We start from the raw sequence: 17,220 nt of genomic DNA on the forward strand, positions 1-17,220 counted from the left end.
AAAGTAATGGGATACACAGTAAGGAATGCTGTTAGAGAAGAAGCAGCTCAAATTGCTAAAATACATGTCGATTCGTGGCAGGTGGCGTACAAAGGGTTAATGCCACGAAGCTATATAGAGCAGTTTACCATTGAGCGCCGAGAAAGGATGTGGACACGAGTTATCACGGAGCAACTGGCTCAATTGATCGTGGTTGAGAAACAAGGGGAAATCGTCGGGTTTTTAAGTTACGAGTTGCCTAACCACACCAGTGAAGATAAAACGGCGTTGGTAACGTGTTGTTATGTCTCGCCGTTACATTATGGGCAAGGGGCAGGAAGTGCGCTATTAGATGAGCTCGAAACACGTCTACTCTCTACGCCAGTAATGCAGATGAGTCTGAAAGCACTGAACACTAATAAGCAAGGGCTGAATTTTTACAAGAAGTGTGGTTTTGTGCGTACCGGGGAAGAAGAATCCGAAGTGATTGATAGTATGACGCTGACTGACCTCACTTTAGTGAAGTACATCGCCCGTTCGTAAATCAAATGCCATATATAGTAAAACCCCGGAGGTGGTAAGACTCCGGGGTTTTGAAATTTTTTAGATGTCTCGGTTGGTAAATCCGATTATCTTTTATGCAAAAGGTCTGGATTTAATCCGATTAATTCCTTGGTAGGGAATTAGATACGGATGAAGTCCATGTGTTCAACTTTTGGCTTGAACGCGTGACGTTGAACGTCTTGTGGCTTAACTTTAACTTCTTTGCCATCGATAACTAGAACGATGCCTTCGTAGAATTCAGGCTTGTCCATTTGGTTTACGATGTCGTCGTGGTTAAGAACGATAGCTACTGCTGCTTCTTCACCGCCGTATACAACTGCAGGGAATTTGCCAGCGTGACGTAGGCGGCGGCTCGCACCTTTACCTAGTTCAGTACGTACTACTGCTTCGAATTTCATAGTATTTACTCTCAAATTAGTAAAAATCAAATGTTCACAATCAACAATGCGACCTTGTTGTTCGTGGTAAAGCTTGAAACAGGAACTGTTCAAGCGAGCGCGGATACTATCATTCCACTTAGAATTGGGCAACCCAAATCGTATCTAAATCAATAAAAACACATCATTTGGCGGATCCGAAGTTGATGGTTTTCATCACTTAGCGTGAAAAATGCTCGTATCGCTTCTATTTTCATCGGTTTGATTAGCGTTTACCGATGAAAAAGAGTCTTTAGTGATTCGTTTTAAGTACGGCTACGGTGCAACGTTAATGTGGCTTTTAAACCACCCATTTTGCTCTTTTCTAAAGCCAGTAGGCCTCGATAGCTGTGCGCCATTTCACTCACAATATTTAAACCGAGCCCAGAACCTGGCGTTGTTTCGTCTAATCTGACACCACGTTTGATGACTTGGCCTAATTGCGCTTGAGGGATTCCAGGCCCATCGTCTTCGATAATCAGGTGGATACTATCTTTATCCAGAGTAGAGTGGACGCGAATCATGCTATTTGCCCATTTATAGCCATTTTCAAGCAAGTTACCGATCATTTCATCGAGGTCGGTTTTTTCGACTGCAACATTCAACTCAGAATCAAGCTCATTAACTAAGGTGATGTCTCGCTCGGCATAGACTTTATCGAACGCCATTGAGATAGCATCTACTCGCTCTGCTGGATTGGCTTTGACAGAAAGGATGTTCATGGAACCCGCCATTCGAGCGCGACCTAAATGATAGTCGATGTGATCTTGAATCTGGTCGAGTGGGGCGTTTAAGCGTGCTTGCGTTTTGGGCTCTAGCGTTTGTACTTCATTTTTTAACACAGATAGCGGCGTTTTGAGTGCGTGTGATAAATTACCCGCATGGTTACGCGCACGTTCCAGTAACTCCTGATAGTGGAAAAGCAGAGCATTGAGGTCAGAAATAAGCGGCGAAATCTCTTTCGGATAAGTTTCTTCTAAACTCTTTTTATTTCCAGCTTTGAGCTCTGCCAGCTCTTTTTGCAGTTTAGTTAGTGGACTCAATGACCAAACGATTTGCAAGAGAATGACAGTCAGAACGCCAGCAAACAACAATCCTAGAATTAGCCAGAGTTGACCAATAAGGGTTTGCAGTGTGCTTTTTATTGGCTCTTCGTCGATACCTACGATGATATGAATTGGACCATCGTAGTCGGGTAGATATAGCGCTTTTTCCAGAGTAATCAGTTTTTCGTCTCTTGCACCATACGCATCTTTATCGAGTCCTTTATACTCGATTCTTTTATCCCACAACGAGCGAGAGCGTTCGAGGCTTGTATCTGTCGATGCACTCCAATATAAGCCGCTGTACGGGCGACTAAAGCGAGGATCCGACAGTTGAGCTGCTAACGAAAGATGGCCTGTATGATCGACTTCCAATTGAGCGGCGATTTCATCCATAAAGATGCTCAGTTGGGAGCGCGTATCGTCCACCATATAGCTATAAACTTGGGTAGGAATGGTGACACCCGCAGCAAGGATCATGGCGGTGAGCCATACAACCGCCGCCAACACCAATCGGCTTTTGATACTTAAGCGCTTTAAGGCATGCAGCGGCAGTTTGTTCTTATTCGGCATTCAGTTGATACCCTAAGCCACGCACGGTTTTGATGATTTTTGGGGCGATTTTCTTACGAATACGACCGATAAATACTTCAATCGTGTTGGAGTCACGATCAAAGTCTTGCTTGTAAATGTGCTCCACAAGCTCCGTACGTGAAATGACTTTTTCAGGATTATGCATAAAGTAAGCGACTACTTTATATTCCAGCGCTGTTAGGCTCACTGCTTGGCCTTGCCACATCACTTTTGAGGTTCTGGTATCTAGGCTTAAATCGCCTATTTGCATGACCGGAGAAGCGTTACCAGATGCTCTGCGCAGTTGGGCGCGAAGACGAGCGATAAGCTCAACCATTTCAAACGGTTTAGTCAGGTAATCATCGGCGCCTGCGTTTAGGCCTTCTACTCGTTGAGTTAAGGTATCACGCGCACTTAGGATCACGACCGGAGTGTTGATGTTTTCATCTCGAATGCCTTTTAAAACGGTCAAGCCATCGAGTTTCGGTAGACCAAGGTCGAGTACAATCGCGTCCCATTCTTCGGATGTCGCTCGGTAGAGCGCGTCAATGCCATCTTGTGATAGCTCAGGTACCCAACCGTTATTTTCCAACGTTTCGATAATTTGCTCGCCTAGACGAGGATCATCTTCGACAACAAGTATTTTCATGGCAGCGTTTCTTATTATTTAGTTTTGTGGTGGTTTTAAAGCTTTATTGAAGTTTCGACCTTTGACTTCCAGCATTTCCAATGTGGCAGCGTCATATTCGACCTTCAACACACTATTGTTGAAGAGTATTTTCAGTTCGTAAACCCATTCATTGTCATCTTCTTCAAGCTCGACTTTGATGATGCGACCATAAAGGTCATTTTCGACGGCCGCGTAAAGCTCAGAGAAAGGGCGAATGTAGCCTTTTTGTACGGCGCGGTAGACCTCATCTTGGTCTTCATCAAATTCGATACGTGTGCCGGGCTTTTCGACATCTTGCACGATGGCGTGGCCATTTTGCGTGGTGTAAATATCATTTTGCTGCGCGAAGCTTGGTGCAGAAAGCAGCATCGGGGCGAGGCTGAAAAACAACGCAAGATTTTGAGAGGTCACTGGTTTATACATAGCAAAACCTTTTCTGAAGAGTTGGCAAAATTATATCTAGCTGTACATGAACAGAAAGTGAATCATCGTGTGAACTGTCGGTTCAGTCACATTCACTTTGCTCTTGGCAAACTCACTGGTGCGAATCGAGCGTTATTTAAGTTCATCTTCAAAAATCTTGTCGCGTAACTTCCAAAAGCGCCCAGACTTTCTGGCAATGACAAACTGCGGTAAACGGAAACGGTGTTGATTGGCGACGACTCGTGTAGGCGATGCTTCTTCAAACGGGCGATGTTTATCTGCAAGGTGAGGGCGCACAAACTGGTCTTTAAAAGTTTGCTTCTGTTTCTTGGTGTTTAATGACCAAAACTCATGAACTAATGCATGACCTTCGCCTTGGTATGGTTCCCCAGAATACGTGACTTTGAGCTGTGATTTGCCGTCATTTGATTTGAACACGGACAATTCCATTTCTGTGCACTCGAAGATCAGTGCGTCTTTCAAATTCAGTGCTTCTTTTAGTTTCTTATCTGGGTCGACCAATGTTGCATCACATTCATGGCATATACGAGCGGCAATATCATTATCTGCGCCACATTCGCCGCAATATTTGGCACGAAAACGGTAGCCACAATGTTCGCGTTCGCCCGTGTCTTCATCTTCAAAGTAACCTTGGCATCGTCGGCCAAAGTGTTCGAGTAAAAAGCCATTGCTGTCCAATTTACCCCAGAAATTGTTGTTAAATCCGCAAGCAGGGCAAGGAATAGTAATGATCTCGCTGGTGGAGTCGGGTTTTGGATCTCCCACTTCTGGCTGATACAAATCGTAGCTGTTGCCCGCATAATCGAGCACCAGACATTCATTTTTGCCTTCCGATAAACGCAAGCCTCGTCCAACAATTTGTTGATATAAACTGACCGACTCAGTGGGGCGCAAGATGGCAATCAAATCTACATGAGGCGCGTCAAATCCGGTGGTTAACACAGAGACATTCACCAAGTATTTGATTTCACGATTTTTGAAAGCTTGAATGATCGCATCACGCTCTGGCGTTGGAGTATCACCAATGACGATGGCGGTTTCGCCTTCTGGCAGCAGGCCGTGAATTTCTTGGGCATGTCGAACTGTTGCAGCAAAGATCATCACGCCTTTACGTTCTCTCGCGTATTGAATGATTTGCTCCACAATCTGAGGAGTGGCGCGTTTGGCTTTGTCGATAACCATGTCCATTTCCGCTTCTTTGTAGCGTCCGGTATTAGCGGGTTTCAGCTGCGAGAAGTCGTAAGACAAAACGGGCGCATCCATCATGCGTGCGGGGGTGAGGAAGTTTTCGTCCAACAAGTAACGGATCGGCAGCTCGAAAATGCAGTCGCGGAAAAAGCGCGACTCTTCAGTGCGTACTTGACCTCGGGTGTGGTATTGATAAATCCATCCCATTCCTAAACGATACGGTGTTGCCGTTAAGCCCAAAACTTTGATGCCAGGGTTGAGCTCTCGAAGGTGCGTAATCACTTTTTGATAGCTGCTGTTTTTATCGTCTGGCACACGGTGACATTCATCGATAACCAGAAGTGAGAACTGGTTTTTGAATGAGTCCAAATTGCGCACTACCGATTGCACCGAGGCAAACACCACTTGTTGGTCGGTTTCCTTTCTTCCTAATCCTGCCGAAAATATGGCGCCTTTCAAACCGTAGCCTTCATATTTCGCGTGGTTTTGTTCCACCAGCTCTTTTACGTGGGCCAAAACCAACACACGCCCTTTGGCAAGGCGTGCCAGTTCTGCAATAACTAAGCTTTTCCCAGCACCAGTTGGTAGTACGATCACTGCGGGGGTGGAATGTTTACGAAAGTAATGAATAACGGCTTTAACAGAGTCAGCTTGGTATGGGCGAAGTGTGTACATGAAAATATGTGAAATTGCTCAACTATTCGAACTAGGAAGGCTATAATACCTGACTTTTATACCCAAGTGACCTTTGAACCGTAATTCGGAGATCACTTGGGTATAATTCAATGAGGTATTCATGCGTTTAGATAAGTATTTGTGTGATGCTCTGGGTGCGACTCGCAAGCAGGCAACAAAGATCATCAAAAGTGGCGAAGTGCTCGTCGATGGCGAAGTACAAAAAAGTGGTTCATTCAAAGTGCCAGAAGGTGGTGTTGTGGAATGGGATGGCCGAGAAGTCGGTGCGCCAGGGCCTCGCTACATCATGTTGTACAAACCAGCGGATTTTGTTTGTTCACACGAAGATGGTTACAACCCTACGGCTTTTGTATTGCTTGATGAACCTAAAGTCGAAAACCTTCACTTCGCTGGCCGTTTAGATGTGGACACGACGGGTTTGGTGTTGATTACAGATGATGGCCAATGGTCTCACCGTATTACATCACCGAAACACAAATGCGAAAAAACATACCGCGTGTGGCTAGCGGATGCGATTCAACCTGATTACGTTGAAAAGTTTGCGCAAGGTATTGAGTTGAGAAACGAACGCGAAGCGACGTTACCAGCGCACCTTGAGATCGTGAATGAAGCAGAAAACGAAGTACTGCTTACTATCGTTGAAGGTAAGTACCACCAAGTGAAACGCATGTTTGCTGCACTTGGTAACAAAGTAGAACTACTTCATCGTGAGCGAATCGGCGATATCGTGTTGGATGACACTCTAGAACCGGGTGATTACCGTTATCTGACTCAAGAAGAAGTGGATTCTGTGTGGAATTAATCGTCGCTCTCGGAAATTCTTTAGTTCCTGACAGGAACTAGTCTTTTGGTAGGAATTGGCTCAGAATGACGATTCCTACCAAAATGTTTTCGAGCCTAGACAATTTCGGTATGCATGCTTAACCTCAGTGATATGCTGCGGTGTTTTATCACAGGCTCACGCATACTTTTCTCGCGAAACATCCGTCCGTAGTGAACCAATCATGCTGTCATCTTTGGTTTATTGCGCGCAATTATCGGGTGAACATGCATCGTTATCATGCGCTTTTCTATGTCGAGCTCGTCAAGGCCACCTTGGTAAACATTCGTCCTTATGATCCTCGAAAATTGAATCAGCAAAGCACAGTGCTTTGTTTTCAATGGTACGAGAAGCATCCTTGCTAGTTTCTGCAAAGAAATGGCTGATGGCAAGGACACAACTAGAGGTAAAAGAATGACAGAAAAAGCTCAAAGCGCTCCCCAATCTCAAATCAGTTTTTTACTGTTTCTTGTGCTCGGTGCAATTGGCGCGCTAACGCCATTGGCGATCGACATGTATCTACCGGCAATGCCGACCATCGCAAAAGATTTGGGTGCTGCACCTGGTGCGGTTCAAATTACATTGACGGCTTATACGGCGGGTTTTGCGATTGGTCAGTTAATTCATGGGCCGCTTGCCGATAGCTTTGGCCGCAGACCGGTACTGATTTTGGGTGTGCTTTTCTTTGGATTAGCAGCGGTGGTGAGTGCGACCACAAACGGCATTGATGCGTTAACCTATGTTCGTACCGCTCAAGGTTTTGCTGGCGCGGCTGCGGCGGTCATTATTCAAGCTGTGGTGCGTGACATGTTTGACCGTGAAGACTTTGCGCGTGCAATGTCTTTCGTCACATTAGTTATCACGATTGCCCCGTTGGTTGCGCCGATGATTGGCGGTCACCTTGCGATTTGGTTTGGATGGCGCTCTATCTTTTGGGTGTTAGCCATTTTCGCTGTGGTTGTCATTCTGCTGGTGTTCTGGAAAATTCCGGAGACGCTAAAACCAGAAAACCGCCAACCACTGCGTTTTCGCACCACATTAAAAAACTACGCCCGTTTGTGTTCAAGTTCTGAAGCGTTGGGCTTGATGTTGTCTGGTGCATTCTCGTTTTCAGGGATGTTTGCATTCCTAACTGCGGGTTCGTTTGTTTATATTGATTTATACGGTGTTCGACCTGACCAATTTGGTTACTTATTCGGTTTGAACATTGTGGCGATGATCATCATGACCAGCATTAACGGTCGTTTGGTGAAAAAAGTGGGCTCTCATGCCATGCTTCGTTTTGGGTTGTTCGTGCAACTTTTGGCTGGCATTGGTCTGTTCGTAAGTTGGTTAATGGACTTCGGACTGTGGGGCATCGTGCCTTTTGTTGTGCTGTTTATCGGTACATTGTCGACGATAGGTAGTAATGCGATGGCGCTGCTTTTAAGTGGCTACCCATCAATGGCGGGTACGGCATCGTCTCTGGCGGGGACGTTAAGATTCGGTATCGGCTCATTGGTTGGCGCGCTGGTGGCATCACTACCAGGTAATGTTGCGTGGCCTATGATCATCGTTATGTTTGCTTGTTCTGTGCTTTCAGCACTGTTTTATTGGACTTTAGGAAGAAAGGCGTAATGTCGAATTACACCAAAGAAATTCAAAACTTGGTTAACTCTGCTCTGAATGAACTGGAGCAGGAACATCGTTCTGGCAAGTTGGCCAATGCGCCAGTGGCGAACAACCACTATCTTGTTCGTTGGGTAACAAAAGCTCTGAAATCTCAGCGTTTTGGTCGAACGGTCGGCGATGACTTAACTCGTTGGCAAAAGGCGGGTCGTTCAAAGGGGAACGACGCTGGTTTGTTGTTTATCTTCAAACGTATTTCTGCTTTCTACGCGCAATTCTTCCCTGAAGGTGAAGATTCAAAAGTGATCAAAGACTCTGACGTCGAAGCTTTTTTGGACGTCATGGAGCAAGCGGGTTGGGAGGTTTCTACCTCTGAACAATTGGTTGGTTGTGGCAAAATCCAAATCTTCACGGAAGGTCAAAATTCTTTGGCACTGTGTGCCGACCAATGCGAAAGCTGCTTCGACGGCGAGTTGCTCGTTAAACCGATGAGCTGGTTTGTGCGTGGCAACCATGCTGAGTTTGTTGAGAAAGCAGCGCAAGCGGGCTTTATGGTGCATAAAGTGACGGACTACAAATCGATGGTGAAATACCACGGCGAGTACCTTATCTTCCCTGCAAACGAAGGTAACCAATTGGCTGAGATTCCTTTGAGCTTCCAAGCTTAATCAACTTCTCACAGTAGTAGAATTGAAATACGAAAGCATCAGGCGCTTGAAACGTCTGATGCTTTTTTGTTACGTCACTCTGTGTCTAAAAGCGATATTTCCAATAGACGCCGCCATACAGACCTTCATAGCTTTGCAAAACGTCGCCCATCGTTCCGGTTTCGTTGCTAAACAAGTAATCCTCTTCTGAGTAGTCTTCATAACGGAGGTTAAGCTGTACGTTTTGATTTTCAGATACTTCATAGTCAGCGATGACTTCAAATCGATACGAGTTCGCCTCGTTATCAGGATATTGGTAACCACCAGATGTAGTTGAAGATTTACTGTCCGCTTGGCTGTAGCTGTAATCAAATGAGATAGAAAGTTTGTCGTCCAGTAGTCGCTCTTTACTCACACCAAAACCAATGGTTGTGATGTCATCTTTGAGCTTGGTGGTGTAGCGATTCCAGCCGACAACGTCAGAGTTTGCTTGTTGTTGCTCGGAGCGGATGATCTGTTGATTGTAAAAAACATGCCCGCTTAATCCGTCGAGTAAATTGAAGTTGAGGCTGAGGTCGTAGCCGTAATCTTCCCCTTCGCTTAAACCAATATCGGTTTTTGCATAGTCATCATTTCCGTACCAAAGTTCTGCAAGTAGCTGTACATCGTCTGTCATGTCATAACTGCCGTCGCCACGGAGCTCAATCCTCTCTTTGTCGGCTAAATAGTATTGGCGCAAATTAGGCGAGTCGCTGCTGTCGTCCTGCCAATCAGAGCCATCGCGGAAAGAGTAGGAGACTTTACCGCCTAATTGCCACGGACTGTTTGGCCTGTACTGAGCACCAACAAAAACGCGTTGTTCATCGGTACGTTTTCGGTCGGCATAGCTTCGCTCGTCTTGTTTGAAGTGATAACCCGCATTCACCTTCACATCAGACGCAACACGATGCGTTAACGTTGTTTCCAGTTTGGTTTTTGTGTGGTCGTATTTTTCTCTTGTAGAGCCGATGATGGTGTTTCTATCGGAGTTATCGTCTTTGTCTGAATAGTCCGCAGAAATGGCGAAAGCTGTGTCTCGCGAAAGTTTGTTGTGGTAATCCGCGCTCATTTGCCAAGTGTTGATTTCGCCATGGAATGTATTGGAGTTAACGGGGGACTGCGGGAATGGATTTAACCCGCCTTCAGAAGACGTCTGTGACCAAAGTAAGCGGCCACTGAACGTTTGTTGATTCAACCGATAATTCCCTGTGACAGCAAATTGGTGAAAGTCGTTGTCAGGCTCATACGCAAGGTGGTTGGCGTAAGGGTTGGTAATGCCGCCGTAATAGAGTGCGGACTTGTCATTGCGGAAAAACGAGCCGCGATACGCAATATCCACCAGCCACAAATCTTCAATGTAGCTCACTCCTACTTGAGTATTTAAGGTTTCATGATCGACGTCTTTAGGTATGAATCCCGGTGCGTTGGCGTAACCCGGAATGGTCGATGAATAAAGTGAAGTTGTGCCTTCTTTACGTTCGTGCTTCATGGATGCATATGGCTTCCATGGCGTATGTGGTGTGTACTTGAGCTCTAACTTAAACGTCTCTCGCGTCACTGAGTTTTCATATTTCGATAGGTCACCACTAACGAGTGCATCTTCTCTTGGATGATACGCACTGAGTGAGGACTGATTCCAGAAATACGGAGTTTCGCTGTAACTGCCGAGGATACGTAATCCGTCGTACTGGCCCATTTCCCACTGCAGTAAGAAGCGTTGCAAACCAAGATCTTCGACGACGATTCGATTGTAGAATCCATCGTCTTCATATTGTTCGATATCGGCGTTTAGGCTCGCGTTAAAGTGTTTGTTGTCAGAGTTTGTACCGTAAACGGGCGGATTCCAATTATAGAATCGCGAGGAACCATCGTTGTTAAGGTAACCGACACCCGCGCTGACTTCTCCACTCCATGTGCCGTCGCTGCTGCATTCACTGCACTGCCAGCGGCTAGTGTCGGCTGGTTGAGAACGTTGTAACGAATAATCGTTGGCGTGCGCTTGCACAGCAAAAGCAAGGGAAATAGCGATGCACAGTTGAGATAGTTTCATGCCTCCCTCCTAATAACTTAATGTTTGACCACGTGGGTGGTTAGAGCCATGCACTTGATTGTGGCAGTTTAAACAACTTCCGCCGCGCACTCTCAAGTCGTTTTCAGGAATGGCTACGTTTGCATGTGGCACACGGTGACATTCCTGACATAGCATTGGCAGCCGTTTATTGAGCAGGGCTTTGTTCACTGAACCATGAGGTGTGTGGCAGGATGTGCAATCTTCAGTTACTGGCTCATGCTCCCATAAAAATGGGCCGCGTTTTTCCGCATGACACTCGTAACAAGCGTTATTGACGGTTGACCAGTTCAGGCTCGCTTCATTTAATGTCTGATGTGGATTGTGGCAGCTAGAACAAGTCATGACGCCGTCGATAATAGGGTGACGACTGCGTTTGTGGATATCTGATTTGGTGCGGGAGTGACAATCGGTGCATTTGTCTGCTTGCATTTCGTCAACCATCATCGGATCGTCTTTTTGATGCAGTTGGTGACAGCTTGCACAAGACAGCCCTTCAAAAGCGTGCTCGCTACTATGCCAAGTCGAGCGTTTCGCATCTTGGTGACAAGATAAACACACGCTGTTTTGCTTTTCGGCCGGAACAGGGGAGTTTGGCCCAAAAGTGATCATCGGTTCACGAACTTGTCCTTTTCGTGGATTGCGTTCGTGATTGTTCGCTGGGCCATGGCATGCTTCACACTGTTTATCATTCATTGGCCCATGCAGGTTTGCGGACTTGCCATGAATGTTGTCGAAAATACCCGTAGCAGGTTTGTCTGATGTATCGTCATGGCAACGAAGGCAGCCATCTGGTCCGCGGCGTGAATATTTCCCCTCGGAAAACTTGGTGTCTAATATGGTTTCAATTTCTTCTTGAGTTAACGTCGCCGCTTCGGGTTCTGGCTTGGCGACATCTTCCGAACTGACGGTGAAGATGACGCCTAACCCAAGTATCCCAGCTACCAACCACCGCAGAAACATTGCTTTCATAGCTCTTCCTTTTCTTATCCTTAATTGTCAAAGCATTGTGTTCAATGACGAATTCAACGGTAGTCGTATACCTTGTGAACCTTATCTACCCCTTGTGACTGACCAATGGCATGGCAAGTCGCACATTGTTCGGAGCCCATGGCTTGTGCTGCTGTGTCTGCTCCAAATACCGCGCCGTGATTCAGCATATGGTTCAGAGGCGCATCTCCTGCCACAGTATCCGGGTCAGCATTAGCTAAAGATGACTCTAAGTGACACGCGCCACAGGCGACTAATGCAGGACTAAAGTACTGACCACTCGCCAGAGAAGGGCGCGTATTTTGTTGGCTAGGTAAGTTGTATTGAGCATTGGTATGGCAGGCCTCACAGTTGTTGACTGCGCCAGGGAAAGGCGCTTCACCGCTATGAGCGGAGCCAAAGGCGTGGAATGAGTGCACGTGGTACTTTAGATCAGCCGCCATTCCAGGATAAAACGCAGAACGTTCAGAGTTATGGCAATTTTTACATTGTTGGAAGTCAGTGGCGGCATGTGGATGCTCACCGAGCTTGTGGATAGTCAGCTCTTTGTGACAATCGTTACACGATGAAATGTCCGCGCCCACTGGCAGTTTGTGTTGCTTGTTGATGCCAGACACATCAAACGAGCCGGATGCGTTATTGGCGGCAATGACGAAAGGCGATTTGATAAGATCGATGCCTTCAAACGTGACGCATTCGGCGAGCTCGCCATCTCTACGGTTGGCACAAAGTGGCATGTCGGCGATGTTAACCGTCAACGTAGAGTTGGAGGTTGGCTTAATCGCAGCGTCAGTGAAGTCTTTATGACACAAGAATAGGCCTTCTCCTTGAGCCTCACAGCCGTCACCAAGTGCGCCATCATCGGCGACGTTGAGACTGTTGTTTGCGACCATCGGGCCTTGGCCGTTATCCCAGTTCAGCAACAAATTGAGGTGCCCATGTTCATTAATGAAAGGGGTCAGTTCGTTGATGGATCCAATACCTGAGCCCGCTTTCGATACTCTTAGTTCAACCTCAAACTGGTCATCAATAAATCGCGCGCCTTCAACGTTGATTTCGAGCGAATCACGTGCCTTTGCAAGATTCTCTAAACGCATTACGTGAACCGTTTTAGCACTTCGGCTTGCGTCTTGGCCGATGATTGGATCGCCATTGTCATCTCGGTCATAAGGACGGTGACAGCCCGAGCAGGAGTTTTGTGGCTCGCCGTTTCTTACCCAAGCCGTACCGATTTGGTTATCATGCGCGCCTCTGTCTCGGTACAAGTGACAGGTCTCACAGGCAACTTGGCTTGGGTGTTCAAACCAATTGTTGGCGTCTGATGCTTTCGCGACATCGGTTGAATGGCAGGTTGTACAGTTGCGGGCATCTTGCGGGAAAGGGTTGCCTTCAATGACTAAACCATTGATGTCGGTAGCGAGCACGTCATTCTCGTCGACAGGTTGTTTGTAAGTCTCGGTGTTATTTCTGTCGCTACCTAATTTGAAAACATTACCGTGGTATTGATGAACAACGGCAGCGAGAGGGCGTCTGGCTGGCGCAGCGCCAGGATTACTGTCATTGTGGCAAGCGGTACAAACGGCAATGTTGTTATCAATTGAGCGATAGCCGGGTCCATGATGAAGCGGTTCGCCCATATGACAGTTTTCACAGGTACCTGTTTCAATCACATTGCGGGAGACTACTGCATCTGAACTTTCTTGCGGTACCCATTCAAACACGTAGGTAAAACCATTGCCTTGCTCGCCATACGCCATGACGATTCGGTGGAGTTTATCCGCATCCCAAGCAATAAAACCATTGTTGTTAGAAGAGTCGGCAGTATAAGGATCGGACACTTTTAAAACGTCAGGAATGGCAAACGTGTAGCGATACCCTTCGTCTGTTTTTACTAGTGTTCCATCCCAAACACTCTCCATGCTGGCACGGTTATTTGTGGTATTACTTGAGTGATGGAAACTCTTCCAATAGGTATTGCCATGACGCCCATTGAAGGCAAAGGCTGGATCGCTCGAATTTTGTGTATCGACACGAGAGGGCATTGCTTTAAGAAGTGCGATGCGAAAGTCTTTCGTTTCGTCTAGCTCATGAGATCTGCCACTGCCGTCTTTGACGGTAAAATCGACTACCAGTTTGGTTTCTCCGGTTTCTTGAGTGACCAATGATGGCTCGGAAACACTGATCTCGAAATCACCAAGTGCAGGTGGTGATGTATTCTGATCGTTTTTGCTGTCTGGACCACATCCGGTGAGCAGTAAAATAAAAAATATTAATGTAGCGATCGACTTTAAACCGTTCATAGTCCCTCTCGATTCGTCCTAAAGTAAGTGGGAATGCGTTGGAATGGTTAAATATCTCAATAAGCAATTGATTGAAATATTAATTTTGTATTCAAGCCAAAAGCAAAATATCCATATTTACATCGCTTGAATAAATCGAAATACATGGCTTGTAAGAGTATAGACGCAATATGAAATATTATTAAAATAAACCGCTTTTCTATGTGTGAATTTTGGATTTTAAATTATTGTGTTTTTAAATCAATTAGTTGTATTGATGTTTGTTGTTCTTGAAGAGGTCGGTGCAGAAAAAGTAAGGGTATTGAACTACGCTACTTTAAATGGTTGACGGCTTAATATTTTTATCTTGGATATCGTTGGTTTTAAGTCGCGTTTTTAAAATGATTTTCTTATCGTTTATTCGCTGTCTGTTTTTGATTAATAAAGATAATTACTACGGAGTCAGTCTAATATGCACCAAATTATTAAATTATCTCTAAAATTCTCCTCGGTGTTAGCCATTAGCTCAGTTTTGGCCTCCCACAGTTTAGCGTCACCAAGTGAGCTAATTTCACAACATGAATGTGAAGCTTGTCATGGGCCAAACGGTGTTAGCTCAGAAACGAATATTCCGACAATCGCAGGGATTCCCGAGTTCAACTTTTTCGACCAGATGTTGCGTTACCTTGAAGGCAGACCCTCAGCTTCGGTTAATCACGTATACGGAGACACGAGCCAAAAAGGCGACATGGTGACGATAGTCAAATCTTTATCTGAAGCGCAGATTGAAGAGTTAGCAAAACATTATGCTGGGCTTGAGTTTGTGCCAGCTAAGCAGTCTTTTGATCAAGCGTTAGCGATGAAAGGTAAGGCTATCCACGCGAAAAGTTGCGAGAACTGTCATTCGGATGGTGGCAGTAACGCTCTGGATGAAGCTTCGATTTTAGCTGGTCAGCAGAAGGGCTATCTCGCCACTACGTTGCAACAGTTTAAGCAAGGCAAACGCTCCGTTGATAAAAAAATGGATGAGGCGTTCAAAGGGCTTAGTTCCGATGATTTAAACGCGCTCGTAGAATACTATGCGAGTTATCGCTAGCGCTGCTATGGGATGAACACCAATGAGTTTATGGCGTAAACCAAACAGAAAATGGATGCTCGGCATACCAATTGGTGGCTTATTGGCGTTTATCCTTGGTGGGGCGGCACTCAGTGTTTTTCACTTTGGTATGGATTACACCAATCGCAACGAGTTTTGTTACAGTTGCCATATTGGGATGGATACGATAGTTGAGGAGTACCAAGCATCCCCACACTTCAAAAATGCTCAGGGTGTGATTGCCGCTACGTGCAGTGATTGTCATGTCCCTAGGGAGTTTTTTGCTAAAATCGCATTGAAAATCGGCGCTACAGCCGACATCTATCACAAACTGACTGGTGACATTACACTTGAGAATTTCGAGGCGGAGCATCGTCCGAGGTTGGCTGCTGAAGTCACACAGCAGTTTATCGAGAATAAATCAAAACAGTGTCGATATTGCCATTCTGTTGACAAGATGGATTTCGAAGCGCAAGGACGAACCGTTGCGCGTCGACATCAGATGATGGAAAGTCGAGAGCAATCGTGCATTGATTGCCATGCGGGGATTGCTCATCACCTGCCTATTTCTCTAGATTCTCCAGAGACTGTTCCTCCTGAGGAGTAATACTGATACTTTCGGCTTCTTTCGCGATGGCTTTGACCATGCCTTTGAATATGAATAGATGGGCGGGCATCATGGCAAACCAGTAAAGTAGCCCGAGAAATCCCTGTGGGTGCCACCAAGCGGTGATATCCAGTTCTCGTTCATCACCATGGTCTTTGATGGTAATCTCTAAACGTCCAAGCCCTGGGCCTTTCATCCCAAAAAACAGTGAGAGGAACTGATCTTCCTCGCAGCGAATTACTTTCCAAGAGTCAATATAATCGCCGACTTTGAGCTCCGGCCCCGGAGGAGAAACGCGAATCGGTTTCCCACCACCAAAAAAGATGTCGAGCCATTCACGTGTGCGCCACAAAATGTTGGCAAAGTAATAGCCTTTTTCACGACTCCCGATTTTTTGAGCCACTTTCCATAATGCCGCAGCGGAGGCTTGAGTTTTTATGCTCGCACCGGCTTGTTTAGGGTAGTAGCCATACCCCGGTTGCCATCGACGAAGTGCCGCTGGCTCAAAGCCCCAAACATTACTGCGCACAAACGTGCCTTCATCTTGGATGGTGTCGGATACCGCTTGCTCGTAGCTGATCAGCGTTTGCGGAAATCGTGCTTCAATCGCTTTGGAATCGGCGATGTAGTCATGCTCTAACCCTGCGAGTAATGCTTTGCCGATGTTTGCTGGCACAGAGGTGACCAAACCGAGCCAGTACGATGCCATTTTGGGGGTAAGCAACGGTGTCGACCACAGCCGATAAGGCTTGTTGGTGATTCGGCAAATGATTTTAAACTGCTCGCGGTAGCTGAGTGTATCTGGCCCACCAACTTCATAAATTTGGCTTTCTTCTGGGGGGGATGCTTCGGCCAACTGCAATAAATAGTGATTGAGGTTGGGTAGGGCGATGGGGTTGGCTTTTGAGTCGACCCATTTAGGCGCAATCAAAATAGGTAAGTTGTAGACAAAATCTCGCATGATCTCGAAAGCGGCGGAGCCAGGACCAATGATGACACCAGCACGTAACTCTGTCACCGGAACACCGGATTGTCGAATGATCTTTCCTGTGGCTTTACGAGCGGCTAAATGGCGCGAATTTCCAGTTTGTGGCTGTATGGCACTTAAATAAATAACGTGTTTGACACGGCTTTGCTCCAATGCGTATTTAAAGTTCAAAGCAAGGTTCAATTCGTATTCAACAAAATCATCACCTTGTGCCATGCCGTGCACCAGAAAGAACACCAAATCAAAGTCATCAACTAATGAAAGTGTATTTGCTGCGTCCGCCAAGTCTAAGTAAGTCAGTGTAAGGTTGGGATGTGGGCTGGTCCTAGACTCCAAATAATCAATATGTCGAGATGCTGCGGTTACGCTGTAACCTTTGTCGAGCAGTAGAGGAAGAAGCTGAGAACCAATGTAACCAGAGGCACCTAATACCAACACCTTTTTCATTATCCGTCCTTTTATTGCTGGTGGAAAAATCACCGCTGGGTATAATCATGAGACACTT

General features: G+C 46.2%; 15 protein-coding genes. 6 read left to right on the forward strand and 9 right to left on the reverse strand.

All coding sequences use genetic code 11. The features are described from left to right. The first annotated feature begins 6 nt into the window (after window positions 1–6). Window positions 7–522, forward strand: coding sequence for a GNAT family N-acetyltransferase (locus OU793_RS02855; protein WP_159404143.1), 516 nt, complete (start codon window positions 7–9; stop codon window positions 520–522). Between the two features lie 140 nt (window positions 523–662). Here OU793_RS02855 and rplY read toward each other — a convergent pair whose 3' ends face one another. From rplY to OU793_RS02880, 5 genes are all read right to left on the reverse strand, one after another. Further along, complete coding sequence (rplY, locus tag OU793_RS02860) at window positions 663–941, reverse strand: 50S ribosomal protein L25 (RefSeq protein WP_005378066.1); 279 nt, start codon at window positions 939–941, stop codon at window positions 663–665. 284 nt (window positions 942–1,225) lie between these two features. Continuing rightward, window positions 1,226–2,575: an ATP-binding protein gene (locus OU793_RS02865; RefSeq protein ID WP_047724581.1), complete on the reverse strand. Its 1,350-nt coding sequence runs from the start codon at window positions 2,573–2,575 to the stop codon at window positions 1,226–1,228. Beyond that, window positions 2,565–3,224, reverse strand: a complete 660-nt coding sequence (locus tag OU793_RS02870; protein WP_005478918.1) for a response regulator transcription factor — start codon at window positions 3,222–3,224, stop codon at window positions 2,565–2,567. Before OU793_RS02870 ends, OU793_RS02865 begins: the two co-directional genes overlap by 11 nt. Window positions 3,225–3,242: 18 nt before the next feature. Then, on the reverse strand, window positions 3,243–3,668 hold the full coding sequence (locus OU793_RS02875; protein WP_005495629.1) for a PepSY domain-containing protein: 426 nt from the start codon (window positions 3,666–3,668) through the stop codon (window positions 3,243–3,245). Window positions 3,669–3,800: 132 nt separating this feature from the next. Next, window positions 3,801–5,552, reverse strand: coding sequence for a DEAD/DEAH box helicase (locus tag OU793_RS02880; protein ID WP_140103927.1), 1,752 nt, complete (start codon window positions 5,550–5,552; stop codon window positions 3,801–3,803). A gap of 121 nt (window positions 5,553–5,673) precedes the next feature. Here OU793_RS02880 and rsuA point away from each other — a divergent pair, with 121 nt between their 5' ends. From rsuA to OU793_RS02895, 3 genes are all read left to right on the forward strand, one after another. Next, window positions 5,674–6,375: a 16S rRNA pseudouridine(516) synthase RsuA gene (gene rsuA, locus OU793_RS02885; protein WP_020840423.1), complete on the forward strand. Its 702-nt coding sequence runs from the start codon at window positions 5,674–5,676 to the stop codon at window positions 6,373–6,375. A gap of 432 nt (window positions 6,376–6,807) precedes the next feature. After that, window positions 6,808–8,010 carry a Bcr/CflA family multidrug efflux MFS transporter gene (locus OU793_RS02890; RefSeq protein ID WP_159404142.1) on the forward strand — a complete coding sequence of 401 codons (1,203 nt, stop codon included), beginning with the start codon at window positions 6,808–6,810 and terminating at the stop codon, window positions 8,008–8,010. Beyond that, window positions 8,010–8,669, forward strand: a complete 660-nt coding sequence (locus OU793_RS02895) for a DUF2913 family protein (RefSeq protein WP_005462414.1) — start codon at window positions 8,010–8,012, stop codon at window positions 8,667–8,669. Before OU793_RS02890 ends, OU793_RS02895 begins: the two co-directional genes overlap by 1 nt. Before the next feature lie 85 nt (window positions 8,670–8,754). Here the strand turns inward: OU793_RS02895 and OU793_RS02900 are convergent, their stop codons facing one another. From OU793_RS02900 to OU793_RS02910, 3 genes are read right to left on the reverse strand one after another with little or no spacing between them, the layout of a single operon-like run. Continuing rightward, a complete protein-coding gene (locus tag OU793_RS02900) occupies window positions 8,755–10,737 on the reverse strand; it encodes an MtrB/PioB family decaheme-associated outer membrane protein (RefSeq protein WP_140103926.1) in 1,983 nt (660 codons plus the stop codon). Window positions 10,738–10,746: 9 nt separating this feature from the next. Continuing rightward, complete coding sequence (locus tag OU793_RS02905; protein ID WP_025540705.1) at window positions 10,747–11,727, reverse strand: DmsE family decaheme c-type cytochrome; 981 nt, start codon at window positions 11,725–11,727, stop codon at window positions 10,747–10,749. Window positions 11,728–11,780: 53 nt separating this feature from the next. Further along, a complete protein-coding gene (locus OU793_RS02910; protein ID WP_140103925.1) occupies window positions 11,781–14,045 on the reverse strand; it encodes an OmcA/MtrC family decaheme c-type cytochrome in 2,265 nt (754 codons plus the stop codon). 451 nt (window positions 14,046–14,496) lie between these two features. Between OU793_RS02910 and OU793_RS02915 the strand changes: the two genes are divergently transcribed. Together OU793_RS02915 and OU793_RS02920 are read left to right on the forward strand one after the other, a co-directional pair. Continuing rightward, window positions 14,497–15,120, forward strand: coding sequence for a c-type cytochrome (locus OU793_RS02915; protein WP_015296567.1), 624 nt, complete (start codon window positions 14,497–14,499; stop codon window positions 15,118–15,120). 22 nt (window positions 15,121–15,142) lie between these two features. Then, entirely contained in the window at window positions 15,143–15,727 is a 585-nt protein-coding gene (locus OU793_RS02920; protein ID WP_023585476.1) for a NapC/NirT family cytochrome c, read from the forward strand. Here OU793_RS02920 and OU793_RS02925 read toward each other — a convergent pair. Further along, on the reverse strand, window positions 15,684–17,162 hold the full coding sequence (locus OU793_RS02925; RefSeq protein WP_083122016.1) for a DUF2867 domain-containing protein: 1,479 nt from the start codon (window positions 17,160–17,162) through the stop codon (window positions 15,684–15,686). The two genes, OU793_RS02920 and OU793_RS02925, sit on opposite strands and share 44 nt — an antisense overlap. Window positions 17,163–17,220 lie beyond the last annotated feature (58 nt).

The sequence above is a fragment of the Vibrio sp. VP6 genome (genome assembly GCF_028823755.1).
GTDB lineage: Bacteria > Pseudomonadota > Gammaproteobacteria > Enterobacterales > Vibrionaceae > Vibrio > Vibrio parahaemolyticus.

Coding starts and splice junctions, on each gene's coding strand:
- OU793_RS02855 (WP_159404143.1), top strand. CDS start 7: ATGGGATACACAGTAAGGAATGCTGTTAGAGAAGAAGCAGCTCAAATT.
- rplY (WP_005378066.1), bottom strand. CDS start 941: ATGAAATTCGAAGCAGTAGTACGTACTGAACTAGGTAAAGGTGCGAGC.
- OU793_RS02865 (WP_047724581.1), bottom strand. CDS start 2,575: ATGCCGAATAAGAACAAACTGCCGCTGCATGCCTTAAAGCGCTTAAGT.
- OU793_RS02870 (WP_005478918.1), bottom strand. CDS start 3,224: ATGAAAATACTTGTTGTCGAAGATGATCCTCGTCTAGGCGAGCAAATT.
- OU793_RS02875 (WP_005495629.1), bottom strand. CDS start 3,668: ATGTATAAACCAGTGACCTCTCAAAATCTTGCGTTGTTTTTCAGCCTC.
- OU793_RS02880 (WP_140103927.1), bottom strand. CDS start 5,552: ATGTACACACTTCGCCCATACCAAGCTGACTCTGTTAAAGCCGTTATT.
- rsuA (WP_020840423.1), top strand. CDS start 5,674: ATGCGTTTAGATAAGTATTTGTGTGATGCTCTGGGTGCGACTCGCAAG.
- OU793_RS02890 (WP_159404142.1), top strand. CDS start 6,808: ATGACAGAAAAAGCTCAAAGCGCTCCCCAATCTCAAATCAGTTTTTTA.
- OU793_RS02895 (WP_005462414.1), top strand. CDS start 8,010: ATGTCGAATTACACCAAAGAAATTCAAAACTTGGTTAACTCTGCTCTG.
- OU793_RS02900 (WP_140103926.1), bottom strand. CDS start 10,737: ATGAAACTATCTCAACTGTGCATCGCTATTTCCCTTGCTTTTGCTGTG.
- OU793_RS02905 (WP_025540705.1), bottom strand. CDS start 11,727: ATGAAAGCAATGTTTCTGCGGTGGTTGGTAGCTGGGATACTTGGGTTA.
- OU793_RS02910 (WP_140103925.1), bottom strand. CDS start 14,045: ATGAACGGTTTAAAGTCGATCGCTACATTAATATTTTTTATTTTACTG.
- OU793_RS02915 (WP_015296567.1), top strand. CDS start 14,497: ATGCACCAAATTATTAAATTATCTCTAAAATTCTCCTCGGTGTTAGCC.
- OU793_RS02920 (WP_023585476.1), top strand. CDS start 15,143: ATGAGTTTATGGCGTAAACCAAACAGAAAATGGATGCTCGGCATACCA.
- OU793_RS02925 (WP_083122016.1), bottom strand. CDS start 17,162: ATGAAAAAGGTGTTGGTATTAGGTGCCTCTGGTTACATTGGTTCTCAG.